This is a genomic window from Virgisporangium aliadipatigenens, from assembly GCF_016863615.1.
Lineage (GTDB): Bacteria > Actinomycetota > Actinomycetes > Mycobacteriales > Micromonosporaceae > Virgisporangium > Virgisporangium aliadipatigenens.
On the sequence record NZ_BOPF01000003.1, the window covers coordinates 378208 to 392373 of the forward strand.

Annotated in this window: 14 protein-coding genes; 8 read left to right on the forward strand and 6 right to left on the reverse strand. The window is 69.1% G+C overall.

Features of this window, described 5'->3' with window-relative positions; translation table 11 throughout:
* Positions 1 to 39: 39 nt before the first annotated feature.
* Positions 40 to 1020 (forward strand): Lrp/AsnC family transcriptional regulator, encoded by a 981-nt coding sequence (locus tag Val02_RS05895; protein ID WP_203897850.1) that lies wholly within the window; start codon positions 40 to 42, stop codon positions 1018 to 1020.
* A gap of 22 nt (positions 1021 to 1042) precedes the next feature.
* On the opposite strand, the gene Val02_RS05900 is transcribed toward Val02_RS05895, so the two are convergent.
* A complete protein-coding gene (locus Val02_RS05900) occupies positions 1043 to 1588 on the reverse strand; it encodes a hypothetical protein (RefSeq protein ID WP_203897851.1) in 546 nt (181 codons plus the stop codon).
* Positions 1589 to 1645: 57 nt separating this feature from the next.
* The gene (locus Val02_RS05905; protein ID WP_203897852.1) at positions 1646 to 2821 is read right to left on the reverse strand and encodes an FAD-dependent monooxygenase; all 1176 of its coding nucleotides are present in this window, start codon (positions 2819 to 2821) and stop codon (positions 1646 to 1648) included.
* Between the two features lie 93 nt (positions 2822 to 2914).
* On the opposite strand from Val02_RS05905, the gene Val02_RS05910 reads away from it, so the two are divergent.
* The gene (locus Val02_RS05910; protein WP_203897853.1) at positions 2915 to 3511 is read left to right on the forward strand and encodes a TetR/AcrR family transcriptional regulator; all 597 of its coding nucleotides are present in this window, start codon (positions 2915 to 2917) and stop codon (positions 3509 to 3511) included.
* 112 nt (positions 3512 to 3623) lie between these two features.
* Here Val02_RS05910 and Val02_RS05915 read toward each other — a convergent pair whose 3' ends face one another.
* Positions 3624 to 4367: a sulfite exporter TauE/SafE family protein gene (locus Val02_RS05915; protein ID WP_203897854.1), complete on the reverse strand. Its 744-nt coding sequence runs from the start codon at positions 4365 to 4367 to the stop codon at positions 3624 to 3626.
* A gap of 50 nt (positions 4368 to 4417) precedes the next feature.
* On the opposite strand from Val02_RS05915, the gene Val02_RS05920 reads away from it, so the two are divergent.
* From Val02_RS05920 to Val02_RS05940, 5 genes are all read left to right on the forward strand, one after another.
* Complete coding sequence (locus tag Val02_RS05920; RefSeq protein ID WP_203897855.1) at positions 4418 to 5029, forward strand: phosphatase PAP2 family protein; 612 nt, start codon at positions 4418 to 4420, stop codon at positions 5027 to 5029.
* A gap of 1639 nt (positions 5030 to 6668) precedes the next feature.
* Complete coding sequence (locus tag Val02_RS05925; protein ID WP_203897856.1) at positions 6669 to 7049, forward strand: hypothetical protein; 381 nt, start codon at positions 6669 to 6671, stop codon at positions 7047 to 7049.
* A 615-nt stretch (positions 7050 to 7664) separates the two neighbouring features.
* Positions 7665 to 8720, forward strand: coding sequence for an aminotransferase class V-fold PLP-dependent enzyme (locus Val02_RS05930; RefSeq protein WP_203897857.1), 1056 nt, complete (start codon positions 7665 to 7667; stop codon positions 8718 to 8720).
* A 256-nt stretch (positions 8721 to 8976) separates the two neighbouring features.
* On the forward strand, positions 8977 to 9402 hold the full coding sequence (locus tag Val02_RS05935; protein ID WP_203897858.1) for an exonuclease domain-containing protein: 426 nt from the start codon (positions 8977 to 8979) through the stop codon (positions 9400 to 9402).
* A gap of 739 nt (positions 9403 to 10141) precedes the next feature.
* Positions 10142 to 10999, forward strand: a complete 858-nt coding sequence (locus Val02_RS05940) for a hypothetical protein (protein ID WP_203897859.1) — start codon at positions 10142 to 10144, stop codon at positions 10997 to 10999.
* A 271-nt stretch (positions 11000 to 11270) separates the two neighbouring features.
* Here Val02_RS05940 and Val02_RS05945 read toward each other — a convergent pair whose 3' ends face one another.
* Genes Val02_RS05945 through Val02_RS05955 form a run of 3 tightly spaced genes read right to left on the reverse strand, consistent with a single transcriptional unit; the run spans position 11271 to position 13614 of the window.
* On the reverse strand, positions 11271 to 12290 hold the full coding sequence (locus tag Val02_RS05945) for an ABC-2 membrane transporter-related protein (RefSeq protein WP_203897860.1): 1020 nt from the start codon (positions 12288 to 12290) through the stop codon (positions 11271 to 11273).
* Positions 12287 to 13210 (reverse strand): ABC transporter ATP-binding protein, encoded by a 924-nt coding sequence (locus Val02_RS05950; protein ID WP_203897861.1) that lies wholly within the window; start codon positions 13208 to 13210, stop codon positions 12287 to 12289. The genes Val02_RS05945 and Val02_RS05950 overlap by 4 nt, the downstream gene beginning before the upstream one ends.
* Positions 13207 to 13614 carry a GntR family transcriptional regulator gene (locus tag Val02_RS05955; RefSeq protein WP_203897862.1) on the reverse strand — a complete coding sequence of 136 codons (408 nt, stop codon included), beginning with the start codon at positions 13612 to 13614 and terminating at the stop codon, positions 13207 to 13209. Before Val02_RS05955 ends, Val02_RS05950 begins: the two co-directional genes overlap by 4 nt.
* A gap of 72 nt (positions 13615 to 13686) precedes the next feature.
* Here Val02_RS05955 and Val02_RS05960 point away from each other — a divergent pair, with 72 nt between their 5' ends.
* Complete coding sequence (locus tag Val02_RS05960) at positions 13687 to 14163, forward strand: macro domain-containing protein (RefSeq protein ID WP_203897863.1); 477 nt, start codon at positions 13687 to 13689, stop codon at positions 14161 to 14163.
* Positions 14164 to 14166: the final 3 nt, after the last annotated feature.

The window sequence follows — 14166 nt, forward strand, 5'->3', positions numbered from 1 at the left end:
CCGAGGCTGGCGGATTTCGACACTGGATACAGTTCTGGGGTGGAACTCGACACGCTCGACCGGCAGATCATCCACGCGCTGCGGATCGACAGCCGGGCGCCGTTCAGCCGGGTGGCGGAGGTGCTCGGGGTCTCCGACCAGACCGTGGCGCGGCGCTACCGCCGGATGCGCACCGCCGGCGTGGTGCGGGTGGTGGCCGGCGTGGACCCGATCCGGTTCGGGCACGGCAACTGGCAGATCCGGCTGCGCACCACCCCGGACGCCGCCGTCGCGGTCGCCGACGCGCTGGCCCGCCGCGACGACACGGCCTGGGTGCACCTGCTGTCGGGCGGCACCGAGATCACCTGCGTGATGCAGGCCTGGTCCGCGGCCCAACGCGACGCGCTGCTGCTGGAGAAGCTGCCCCGCACCGGGCGGGTCCTCGACATCGTCGCCCAGAACGTGCTGCACATCTTCCCGCTCGGCCCCGAGGGCTGGGGCAACTCGGCCGTGCTCGGGCCCGAACAGGTCGAGGCGATGCGGCCGTCGCACGCGCCGGTGGAGGCTCCGGTCGTTCTCGAGGAAGGAGATCTGGAAATGCTCGGGGCGCTCGCGCGCGACGGACGTCTCCCGTACGGCGAGCTCGCCGCGGTCACCGGCCGCTCCGAGTCGACCGTGCGGCGCCGGATGGACCTGCTGCGCGCGAGCCGCGCGATCTACTTCGACCTGGAGATCCACGTCGGCGTCCTCGGCTTCCACACCGAGGTCCGGCTCTGGCTGTCGGTGCCGCCGTCGCGGCTGGTCGAGGTGGGGGAGACCATCGCGACCCACCCGGAGGTGGCGTTCCTCGCGGCCACGACCGGGCGGACCAACCTGACCGTCGCGGCCATCTGCCGGGACACCCGCGACATGTTCCGATATCTGACGGAACGGGTCGGCGCGATCGACGCCATCCAGACGGTGGAGTCGGCACCGGTCATCCGCACGATCAAGCGCGCCGGTGCGCTGCTGCCGCGGGGCGGGCCCCGTACGGGGACCTGAACGGGACCCGCCCCGGGGGTCTCTACCGCCGGCGCGCGGCGGCGTACCGGTTGACGGCCGGCAGGAAGAACAGCACCACCGCCACCAGGCTCAGCACGATCGCCAGCCCGTCGAGCGCGATCGTGGCCGTCGGCGCGACATCGAACATGACGAGCCCGTTCGCGCACCAGCTGCCCACCAGGAACAGCGTGGCCACGATCCGCGCCCACAGCGCGCCGTTGCGGGCGGCGAGGACGAACGCGAGGGTCAGCACCGCCGAGAAGACGCCGGAGTAGCCGCGGATGCTGAGCGTGGTGGCCGCGTCGTCGATCGCCTGCTGGACGATGGCGCCGCCGGCGCTGCTGTCGAGGCCGACTTCCGCCAGCTCCTTGTCGGCGGTCTCCTGGGCGAGGTCCTGCGCGCTGACGATCAGGAGCACCGCACCGATGAGCGTGAACAGCGCCGACGCGACGCCGGCGAAGAAGGCCGCGGTCAGTACCCCCGGCCGGGACGGCGGCGCCGCCGGAGTCGCGTACGCCGGTGGGGAGGTCGAGGGGTAGCCGGGAGTCGGATAGCCGGGAACGGACACGCTTGCTGCACTCCTTGATGAGGGGTTGCCCGGGCGATGGGCGCCGCCCGGTGACACTCATCCCTGCGTTCCAGCCCGTTCCACCGCGTTCCAACTCCCCTTCCCGCGCCGGCGGGCGAGTGTCGAGACGCCGCGGGCGGCGAGGTTGCGCGCCGCGAGCCCGGCCCCGGTGCCCGGCACCAGCAGCCCGCCGATGAGCCCGATCCGCCGCTGCCTCGGCCCGACCAGTTTCCGGTGCGCCGCCTCGTACCTCCCGAACGCCTCCGCCGGCTCGTCCGGGTGGACCGCCAACGCCGCCGCGAGCGTGTGCGCGCCGGCCATCGCAAGGCTCGACCCCTCGCCGAACAGCGACACGCACGAGGCCGCGTCGCCGAGCAACGCCACCCGGCCGCGCGCCCAGGAGTCCAGGTGTACCTCGCTGACCACGTCGAAGTACAGGTCGTCGGCGGCGCGCACCGCGTCGAGCAGTTCGGGGACCCGCCAGCCCAGGCCGGCGTGCGCGTCGAGGACGATCTTCTTCTGCACGGCCGGGTCGCGGTGGTCCACGTCCGTCGGCGGCCTGCCCCGGAAGATGAACGCCGCGCCGCCGGTCCCGCGCGCCGGGTGGATCGCGATCAGCCGCCCGGGCGCGTTGTACAGGACGACCGAGTCGGGATCCGTCACCAGCCCCGGCAGCGCCAGCGTCGCGACGAACATGTCCCGGTGCCGCACGAACGTCGGCTCCGGCCCGAACACCAGCCGCCGCACGTGGGAGTGCAACCCGTCGGCCCCGATCACCAGGTCGAACCGGCGCGGCGCGGCCCGGTCGAACGTCACGTCCACCCCGTCGGCGTCCTGGGTCAGCGTCGTGATCGTCTCGTCGAACAGGAACTCGGCGTCGCCGCGGGCCGCCTCGTACAGCAGGTTGGCGAGGTCGCCCCGCGGCACCTCGAACTCCTTGGCACGGTCGGACTGCATCGGTATCCGCGCGATGGGCCTCCCGTCCGTCGCGAGCACCGTCATGGACCGCGCGTGGGTGGCGGCCGCCTGGAGCGCGGGCACGATCCCCATGCTCTCGGCGACCGGGAACGCCGGCCCGTGCACGTCGACGGGATTGCCGCTGGAGCGCAGCCCCTGCGACCGCTCCACGACGGTCGCCGAGAACCCGTGCCTGGCCAGCCAGAACGCGAGGGTGGGCCCGGCCACGCCGGCACCCGAGATCAGAACGCTTCGCTTTCGGTGAGCACTTCCCATGCCGCGAACCGTACCCGCACTCAGTGCAGAAATGCAATGGATGCAAACTTGCATTCACTGCTGATCCGCATCGGATGCCTTAGGGTGTGATCCATGTCAGTCCGCGACCGCAAACGGGCCCGCACCAGGGAGGCGCTGGTGGCGGCCGCCGCCGACCTGTTCGAGCGCCGCGGCTACGAACGCACCACCGTGGCCGACATCGCCGCCGCGGCCGACATCGGCACCCGCACCTTCTTCAGCTACTTCGCCAGCAAGGAGGAGCTGCTCTTCCCGGAGACCGACGCCCGCCTGCGCGCCGCGCTGAAGGTCATCGACGAGCGCGAGCCCGACGAGGAGCCGGCGACCGTCCTGCTGCGCGCGCTGCGCCGGGTCGGCGACGACAGCGACGACCTGGTGAGCCCGCTCGCGGCGCTGCGGCTGCGGCTGGTGCTGGAGGTGCCGGCCGTGCGGGGGAGGGCGCTGCAGATCCAGGCCGACGCGCAGAAGGAGATCGCGCGTCACCTCGCCGCGGCGTACCCCGACCGGCTGGACGAGGTGACCGCCGCCGCGCTGGTGGGGGCGTTCGTGGGCGCGGTGCAGGGGGCGCTCCAGGCGCTTTTCGACCGCGAGGGCCGTCCCGAGGACGCCGCGATGCTCCAGGACGCGGTCCGCCGCGCCACGGCGGTGGCGCTAGCCCCCTGGACCACCTGACCTCGCTGCATCGGCGGGGACGTCCCGGGCTTTCGGCCTAGCCTCCTAGGATGGATTAGGCGGCGGGACGCCGCTCACGCGGCCGACGGCCGCACCGCAAAGGGGCAGCGATTCAGAGGAGGGCGGCGACCGTCGCCACCGCGCAGGCCACCACCAGCACGCCGAGCGCGAAGCGTTCGTAGCGGGTCACGTCGAGGCGGTCGTGGACGAGCCGTCCCGCGAAGTACCCGGCTACCACCACGCCGACCAGCAGCGGCCAGTGCGCGGGAACCCGCAACGTGCCGGCCGCCCAGAGGGTGGCGACGCTCGGGGGTGTTCGGGCCAGGGAGAGGGCGATCAACGTGTCGCGCGTGCGCCGGGGCGGGTAGCCGCGCCCCAGCAGGTACAGCACGACCGGCGGCCCGCCGAGGGTGGTGGCGGTGCTCAGCGCGCCCGACGAGAGGCCGGCCGACGCCGGGAGCCACCAGCGGTCGGGCAGGTGCACCGGGCGTTCGCGGCGGGACATCCACACGCGGTGCGCCACGGCCACGAGCACGGCCCCGGCGACCAGCAGTTGCAGCGCCGTCGCCGGCAACGTCTTCAGCGCCACCGCGCCGAGCACCAGCCCCGGCAGGCTCCACAGCCCGATGACGAGAACGTCGCGCCAGACCGGTTGCGGCCTACGGCGTTCGGCCACCATGACGAGGATGTCGACGACCGTGCCGGTGGCGACGATCGTGCTCACGGCGGCCTGCGGCCCGATCAGCGCGGCGAGCACCGGTGCGCTCAGCATCGCGAAGCCGAACCCGGTCGACGAGTGCAGCGACGCGCTGAGGAGGAGCGCCGCCGCGACCACGAGCAGTTCCCACAGCGGCAACCCGGACCCCCCGATCCCCTGCGCTGAACGCGGTGCGGCAGCATCGACGGGTGTCCACCGCGATCGATGCTGCGCCGCCCACCCTCGCACAGCGCCTGGCGCGGCTCGTCACGGAGGTGTTCGCGCCGGCGATCTGGGCGGCGGCGATGCCGTTCGTCATGGCGGTGCACGGGGCGTCGAGCGTGCTGGCCGGGGTGGCGTGGGGCGCGTTCGCCGTGGTCTTCACGGCGGCGGTGCCCTACGCGATCATCTGGTTCGGGGTGCGCCGGGGGACGCTGACGGACCATCACATCGGGCAGCGCGAGCAGCGCCGCAAGCCGCTGCTGATGGGACTGGCGGTGGTGCTGCTGGGGATCGCGGCGCTGGTGGTGCTGCGGGCGCCGCGCGAGCTGATCGCCATGGTGGTGGTGATGTTCGTGGTCGGGCTCGGCGCCACCGCCGTCAATCACTACTGGAAGCTCAGCATCCACGCGGCCGTCGCGTCGGGTTCGGTGGCGGCGCTGGTGCTGGCGTTCGGGCCGGTATGGCTGGCCGGGGCGGTGCTGGTGGCGCTGGTCGGATGGTCCCGGGTGGTGCTGCGGGACCACACGACCGCGCAGGTGCTGGTGGGGGCGGTAGCGGGCGCGGTTTCGGCGGGGCCGACGTTCGCGCTGATGGTCTAGGAAACGTCGGTGACGGAGTGTCGCTTGCCGGCGGCTCACCGCTCGATGATCTGTGCTGCCGACGGTTCCAAGAGGCTCAGTTGATCAGTGACTGGGAGTATGGATGCGCCGTTGGAGGCACATGAGCCGCGACGTAGCCCGCACGCTCACCTGTCGGGGTGGCTCTCGACCCGGCGCGCTTAGTCTCCGGTCCGGGGAAGCGATCCGTGATCCAGCCGGCGACGCCCTCATCGGCCACCACTGCTGGCGCGGCGCTGGCTGGTCTCCTCGACGAAACCATCTGGACCGTCTGGGCTCAGCCGCACCTCTGGGACCCCTGGGCCGAGCGGCCCTGGAACGCTCCGTGTCCGCGACACCGCACGACCCCATCTTCGAATGACATGCTGGACGTTCCGCAGCGCCGCCAGCCGTGAATTACATCCCGGATCGCGGCTCGACCCATCCATACTTCCGGTACGGCCTTCGTCTCGCGTAATCTCATCTTTAGGAACGCAAGGAAGTTTCACCTTGTGGCTTCATGGGGATGCAATTAGGTTCGGATCTTTCGCCAGCCTCAAGGTGCCATTAAAATGTGTTCTCCCAACTCGTCCGCAACGGACCCTTCCCTAGGGTTGTGTCGGCGATTGGAGATCTGCAAATGAATGTTAAACGCATTCACAAGTTCCGTGCATGGTTTTCGTCCCTCGAGGACGGTAGTAAGATTGCCGCGTGCGCCGTCGCGGCAACGGTAGTAGCGGCATTGGTTACCGGATCTGCAGTAATAGCGGCCCCCATTTTGAGTTCTATGTTTTCCGCCGCCGGGCATCGTGTGTCTCCGCCCGGGCAGCACTCGCCTTCGGGGGAAGACGTCTCGCCCGGATCGTTACTACCTCCACAGTTTATCGACTCCGGCATGGGCGCCATTGACCTTGACGGTGGCGGGAAGGTGGATTTGGCACTCAAATTTATTGACAAATCTTGGCGACTGACGCGTTCCGGAACCGCATTAGTTGCCGTTACCTCGGCGGCAACTAGGACTGCTTGCATCAACTCATCAAATGATTGGGGATTCACTTTGCCGCCCGAAGTAAAACATGCGTGCATCAGGACGACAGAATGTGCATATATTGCACTGGCGGTCGATCAAAGCGGATTCGATCAAAAGCTATGGACGGTTACGTTTCGACGAAGTCAGACGTGGCAGCAAAGCGAATGCTAAATCGCGGTGCGTTTGTAAGGGGTGATCCATAAAGATTCTCGCAATCAGGCTGCACTTGACCAACGCGCTCTTGGCGCGAGCGGAAGATCAACGGCACCGCCGTCGGCCACGTTCCGTAGCTCCGGGCCGATACGCGAACGTCCGGACGGCGGCATGAGCGCTCACCTGATCTTGGTCGGGATCTGGTAACGGCTGAGTCGGGTGGCATGGGTGCCAGCAGGACCGCAGGGCCAGTCCTTCAGTGATGAGCTGACCGCCGGGTGCAGCGATCGAGTTTCCAAATTCGGCGGCTCGCCACGCCAAGGCAGTTCAGAATGATACGAACGCGGCTGAGGGGGGTGTGAGATGTCGGAAGTTTCGTTTCAGACGGTTCCTGTGCCGGACCGATATGTGCTCCGAGTCTACTCGTGCATTACAGAATGGACTGCCGAAGATCAGGCTGTGGCCGACGGGGAGGTAGGGGCTGCCGGTGACGATGAAGTTTCGCTAGACCCGTACGAGGAATCATGGTCACTTCCGGAGCCAGAAATCTGGTCGGCGAAGGATCTCAAATCCCTGTCCCAGGATTCGGTGAAGACGGCGCGAATAGTTACTAAGATGCTCGATTTTCTCGCTACCAAGCCTGAGACGTTTCTTCGGTCCGATATCATCGGCAGGGAGATCAACGTAAAGGCTGAGAGTGTCACCGCCGCCTTGCGCTGGCTCAACCGGTATTTCGGGTCACGGTACGGACGAACTGACCGACCCTTCACGGAGATGTACGGCGAGTATGGCGTCACGGTCGCACAGGCCAAGGCGTGGACCGACGTGCGCCAGAACTGATTCGGCAGGTCCGTGCACTCGGTGCGAACTGATGGTCGGATCTGGGTATCTCGGGTGCGTGCGTGACTAGATCGAGACCGGAGTCTCGCTCTTGGGGTTCGTCGTTGTTGTCGGCGTCGTACACATCGTCCGGTTGAAGGGCTACCGCCTGTTCGAGCTCAGCCGATTGAGCCCGGACAGGCGATCTCATCTGACCGATCGACGTGATGGGCGCCGGGCTGGCGCTACCGAGCGTCATCGGCCGGCGGACGTCGTTACCGACGGGATGGGCCGCGGTGCGCACACGAGGTTCTCGCCGTCCTGCTTCGCCACGATGCTCAAGGTGCCGGACCCGGCCGCGCAGATTGCGGAGACATCGACATCCACGCGACATTCCCAGCGTGCCGTGTACGCACCAATTTCGGCAGATACGTGTACCCAGGCGCCCGAATGGCGTCGTGATCGCTTGTACACAGCGTGAGGCCCGCTCGTGGCGTCTCCCGCCTTTGCGGACGCCGTCTGAGTGGAGTCACGGTGCCCGAGTCCGCCACGTAACGGTCCTGCCGCTGCTCTGCGGCAAACTGCCTGAGCTCCCCACCGCGATGGCGGCGGCACCGGAACCGGAAGGACGCTCGGATGAGGGTGGATGAGGCACGGACGCTGTGGAACGCGCAGCCGGGCTGGCTGAACACGGCGAGCTATGGGCTACCACCGCAACCGGCGTGGGATGCGCTGCAGGCGGCCCTCGCCGACTGGCGGGTCGGCGCCACGAGTTGGGAGGGCTGGGACGAGGCGACGGCCGCCGCGCGCGCCGGGTTCGCGCGGCTGATCGGGGTGCCGCACGCCGATGTCGCCGTCGGCTCGCAGGTGTCGCAGCTCATCGCGCCGGTCGCCGGCGCCCTCCCGGACGGCAGTCGAGTGGTGGTGCCGGCCGCCGAGTTCACGTCGATCCTGTTTCCGTGGCTGGTGCACAGTGACCGGCTCCAGGTCATGACCGTGCCGACCGGCGAGCTCGTGGAGACGGTGGCGGCCGGCTGCGACGTCGTCGCGTTCTCACTCGTCCAATCGGCGAGCGGGGAGGTCGCCCGCTACGCCGAGGTCGTCGCGGCCGCGCGCTCGGCCGGTGCCATGGTGGTCGTCGACGCCTCGCAGGCGTGTGGATGGCTGCCGTTCGACGGCGGGATGGCAGACGTGGTGGTGGTCGCCGGATACAAGTGGCTGATGAATCCGCGAGGCACCGCGTACGCGTACCTGAGCCCCGCGGTACGTGAACGGCTGCGGCCGATCGCCGCGGGTTGGTACGCCGGAGCCGACGTGCACGCCTCCTTCTACGGCCCGCGCATGCAGTTGGCCGAGGACGCCCGGCGCTTCGACGTGTCGCCGGCGTGGTTCAGCTGGGTCGGCGCGGCACCCGCGATCGCCCTCCTCGAGCGGATCGGGCTGCCGGCGATCCACCGCCACAATGTCGCGCTCGCGAACCGGTTCCTGCGCGGCCTGGGCCACCCGCCCGGCGACAGCGCGATCGTGACGGTCGACGCGCCCGACGCCGCGACCCGGCTCGCCCAGGCCGGGATCCGAGCCGCGGTCCGCGCCGGCCGGGTACGCGCGTCCTTCCACCTCTACACCACCGAAGCGGACGTCGACCTGGCGCTGGACGCGTTGAACGGCCGATCAACGACGGGAACAGCCTGACCGCGCCTGCGGCTGCCGATCACGACCGAGAACCGGTGACACCATCCGCTGGACCGAATCCGACAATCTGCTCCGGGAAGTCGTGGACGTTTCCTGAGACGCTCCCCGCCGCCGTTGTCCTACGTGCGAGCCGCTTGGTTGACGCGCGGCGGCGGTGACCGTGGCAGCGTCAGGCCACTAACCGTGAGATTTGTGAGCACCGCCTTGGCGTGTGTACGACGGTCACCGAACGCGTCATGGGGGAGGGCGCGCCACGGTGGTTGAGGCAGGGCCGTTCCTGCCAGAAGCGGCGCGGCGGTATCCGCACGACTACGCGCTGGTCGATGTGGAGACAACCGGCCTGAATCCGGACCAGGACCGGATCATCCAGATCGCGATCGCCCATGTCGGCTCCCACGGCGTCCTACAGCGAACCTGGTCCACGCTCGTCAATCCGGGATGCGAGCCGGGCCCGGTGCACATCCACGGACTCACTGCACAACATCTGGCGGAAGCCCCGCCGTATGTGTCCGTTGCCGACGACCTGGGCCGGCTCCTCGACGGCCGGGTCCTGGTCGCGCACAACGCAACCTTCGACTGGCGGTTCCTGGCCGCCGAAGCACTCCGGGCCAACCACGAACTTCCGGTGTCCCGCCGGCTGTGCACAATCGCCCTCACCCGACACCTGGACCTACCAGTCTGAAATCCTGCTCCGATTGCTGAACGCCGCCGAGCAGGTTGAGCTCGCGTTGCCGCTGATCTCCTGCGATCCGGCCGACGCCCGACGCGCCTACCCGGGTACGCACCCCGCGCCCCCTCTGCGCGTGGGCGTACCCGGGGAGATGGATTCCGGGAAACCCGCTCGTGCAAGGGATGAAGGTCGCCATCACCGGCGACACCATTCTGGCCCGGGAAGTCCTATCGACCCGAGCCGCAGACCCTCGCCATCTCCTACGGCGTCTCGGTCGACGACTAGCATGCGGGGCCGTACGGGCGCTGCGTCACCGGCGACAACGTTACGTTCCTCTAGGACGCCGGAGACCCTGGGGCTCCGGGATGCTTGCACTCGGCGACGGCGGTGTCGACATGGATGCGCTCACCGAGCCCGGCTTCACGCAGGCCACTGCTCCCGCAGAGTCGCCCCAGGCGTCAACGGTCATCTCGACGGTCGCGCCGGATCCGACCGAGACTCTGGTGGCGACCCGGGATGTGCCGATCCGCCTCGAGGAACGTCCGCCGATGCCACGGTCAACAGCGAAAAGGAGCCGGCGGACCGTGCGTTAACTATCCTCGACCAGCACCTTCTCATCGAACGTGAGGTTGTTCGGAGGCACTGCTCGGGACGCGAGCAACACGCCGCCGCAGACCCCTATCGGCATCTCGCCGGCAACAGGATTCCGTTCACCAGTACCTATCCGAGCTGATAGCCGCAGGAGCATTGAGTGGAATACTCGATCTCGTCCAAGCGGTTTCGGGACGAACTGCCCGACACCGCCGACGAACTTTTCTGGATCTTGTTCTACCTGGAGCCGAGAAAGAATCCTGTAGTGACGATCAGCGCTACTCGGGACGCCGACCGTTTCATCCGGGTCGCCGCCGGAGATGGCGGGCTGCTGAGCGTCACGTACCGGCACGGGACACCCGACGAGGTTCACACCGTCTCGGGCCTGGACGTACTGGCTGTCCACCAGGCGATCGTTGCGTGCGTGCAGCGGGGCATGCAGTGGACAGCGGCTTTCGAGGAGGCGCAACGACGCGGTGACATGCGGTCGGGTGTCGTCGACTACGAGCCGACGGGTCTCACCGTTCAGGCCGCCGTGATGGACCTCGACGTGCGTCGGCGTCGCCTGGGCCTGCCCTTCGCCGGGCCGCCGAGCCTTACCTGGGGTTCTTCGCAGGTCGTCACCGGAGACGTATGGCCACAGGCCAAGTCCACCGTGACGGTTTCGATCGAGGTCACCGCCATGAGGCGCGAGCTTGAACACGGTATCTCGATCGCCTCGCCGGGCGGCAGTGTCCGCACAGAACGATCGCAGCCCGCCGCGGCTGAACTGATGCTGTGGCCGTCGCATGACGGTGAGAAGTTCGAAGTCGTCTGCGACGTGCCGCAAGCAGCTCTCCAGATCACCAACGTCTACATGTTCCGGACACCGACGCACTCGCGTGTGGAGCGCTGGAGTGACAACGCCGGCATCGTGGTCGAGAGTGTGAGCGCGGCCGAGCGCATCTACCGTTGTAATCACGGCTTCACCTCACCGCCGACCTTCAACGATCTCGTCTTTCGCGCGAGAGTGGACTGACGTCTCGTTGATCCGCTCCGCACGGCGTCGGATCGGCCTGATGGGGCCGGTTACGCAAGTGGGACGCGACTCGGCTCACCGCACGACACCGCCGTAGTTCGGCTCCTCGAACGGCAAAAACCGCTGAAGATGCAACTGCGCCGCCACGGTCACGGTGTCCCGAACCCCCGACCGGTTCTTCGCCGGGGACCACACGACCGCGCAGGTGCTCGCCCCCACGCTCGCCGGTGCGGTGCTGGCCGCACCGACGTTCGCGCTGATGGTGTGAGACCTAGGAAAGACGGCGCCGGACGAGGTGGACGGTGCCGGCTACGAGGGCGACCGCGAGCACGAGGAAGATCCCGGCCTCGATCAGTTGGAACGTCGTGAAGCGCCCGGACGGCTGATACGTCCACAGGTTGTATCCGCCCTCGGCGGTACACCCGCCGCCACGACCGCCCTGGGCGGCACCCGGGGGAGGGGAGGCGTCGGCACCGGGCGGCGGCCGCAGGCAGAACGCGGTGCCGTTCGGCTCCTTCACCGAGCCGTCCGCGTTGTGCACGGCGGTGTCGATGACCCAGTCCCGCTTGGCCGGGTTGGGCAGCATCGGCTCGCTGGTGGTGGTCGCCACGCGGTACTCCTTCGGAGCCATCACGTTGGGCCGCACCAGGAACTCGACGACGCCCCGCACCGCGAGGAACGCCACGAACGTCGCGCCCATCGCCGGCAGCACCTTGCGCGTGACGACCCCCGCGAACGCCCCGAGCGCCACCGCGAACAGCGTGTACGCCACCGGTACCACGCCGAGCTGGTCGAAGATGAGGTAGTCCATCGGCACCACGAGCGTGCGGGTGAGCGGCCAGAGCCACCAGTTCGTCAGCAGCGCGTAGCCGGTCGCGAGCAGCAGCACGCCCCCGCCGACGAGCCCGACCTTCACGAGGAACCAGCGGGTGCGGCTGACGTCCTGGGTCCAGACGAGCCGGTGGGTGCCCTGCTCGACCTCGCGGGCCACGACCGGCGCGCCCCAGAACATCCCCGCGAGCAGCGGCAGGAACATCAGCAGCACGCCGCCGTACGCCCAGGTCTCGTACCCGTCCGCGAACCTCTCGACGGTGCTGTTGCACTCCTGCGCGGCGCGGAACGCGACGAGCTGCGCGCCGCCCAACGCGTCGAGGCAGCCCCTGGCGCCCGAGGAGGCGAACACGTCGCGCATCCGGTTGCCCGTCGGGATGAGAACGGCGGCCAGCACGGCCAGTCCGGCGAGGCCGAAGAGGGCCTGCTTGCGGTGCTGTCGCCAGGTCAGCCAGATCATGCCGAGCCTCCCACCCGGTGCAGGTTCCGGGGGCCGGGGAGTGTGCCGGCCCCGGCGTCGGCGAGGTACGCGAGAATGATGTCCTCCAACGACACGTCGCTGACCGTCCACTGTGGATCCGGCCAGCCGGGTGCGGGCGCGCTGTCGTCGGTGCGCACGAGCAGGGTGGTCTGGCGTTCGGTGTGGCTCTGGCGCACCACCGCGGCGACGCCGTTGATGCTGCCGGCGTCCCGGGTCCACAGTGGACCGGTGAGGAGCCGGTGCTGGGCGACGAGTTCGTCCACGCCGCCGAGCACCTGGACCCGCCCGGCCTGCAGCAGGACGAGGTAGTCGCAGACCCGTTCGAGGTCGCCGAGCAGGTGCGAGGAGAGCAGGATGGTGGTCCCCTCGTCGGCGACCCCGCCCATGAGCGCCTGCAGGAACTCCCGGCGCGCCAGTGGGTCCAGGCTCGCGACCGGTTCGTCGAGGAGCAGGAGCCGGGGCCGTTTGGCGAGGGCCAGCGCGAGGGCCACCTGTGCGCGTTGGCCGCCGGAGAGGGCGGGCACGGGGCGGTCGACGGCGACGTTGAGGCCGTTCAGCCGTTCGAGCATCAGCGCCCGGTCGAACCGGCGGTTGAGCTTCGTGCCGAGGGTGGCCAGTTCGGTGGCGGAGAAGTCGGGGTAGAGCGGCGTGTCCTGGGCGACGAACCCGACGTCGCCGCGCACCTTCGGGTCGCCGGGTGTGGCACCGAAGACCGAGACTGTGCCGCTGCTCGGCCCGAGGAGTCCGACCGCCAGGTGCAGCAGGGTGCTCTTGCCGGCGCCGTTGGGTCCGACGAGCGCGGCGATGCGCCCGGCGGGCAGGTGCAGCGTGCAGTCCTTCAGTGCCCAGTGTTTTCCGTAGCGCCGGCCGAGCCCGGTCGCCTCGAGTGCGGCGGTCACGCTATCTCTCCCTTCGCTGCGTCGTCCTGAAATGTGGCGCGCATGGTCGTCTCGACCAGTGCCACCACGTCCTCCCGTTCGAGGCCGGCCTTGCGTGCCTTGCGTAGCCAGGCCTCCAGGTCGCGGCGCAGGGCGGCGTGGTTGGCCAGCGCCGGTCCGGCGAGGGTGCGGCGTACGAACGTGCCGACGCCCGGCCGGCCCTCGACCAGCCCTTCGATCTCCAACTGCCGGTAGGCCTTCAACACCGTGTTGGGGTTGATGGCCAGCGACTCGGAGACCTCGCGCACCTTGGGCAGTTGGTCGCCCGGGGTGAGCAGGCCGGTCCGCAGGGCCTGCCGCACCTGCTGAACGAGCTGGAGATAGGTGGCGCCCTTGGTATGGCCGTCCAGATGGAACTCGATCATCACCCCACCAAACTGCTTAACTATTTATCTACGATAGTAAGACAATAGCAGTGCTGCGCGATCATGGGAAACATGGAGGACCTGACCGTCGTGCGGGGCGACGCGACCAGCCCGCAGGCCAAGGGGCAGAAGATCATCGCCCACGTCTGCAACGACCTCGGCGGCTGGGGCAGGGGCTTCGTCGTGGCGATCTCCAGGCGCTGGCCCGAGCCGGAACGCGACTACCGCGCCTGGCATCGCGAGCGGGCACACAACGACTTCGGGCTCGGCGCCGTGCGGCTGGTCCGGGTGCGGCCCGACGTCCGCGTGGCGAACATGATCGGCCAGCGCGGCATCAGGACCGGCAGCAAGGGCCCGCCGATCCGTTACGAGGCGGTGGAGAAGTGCCTGTGGAGCGTCGGCGACGCGGCCCTGGCCGAGGAGGCGAGCGTGCACATGCCGCGCATCGGCTGCGGGCTGGCCGGCGGCAGGTGGGAGCGCATCGAGCCGCTGGTGCGGGCCGCCCTGTGTGGGCGCGGCGTCCCGGTGACGGTCTACGACCTCGGCTGAGGA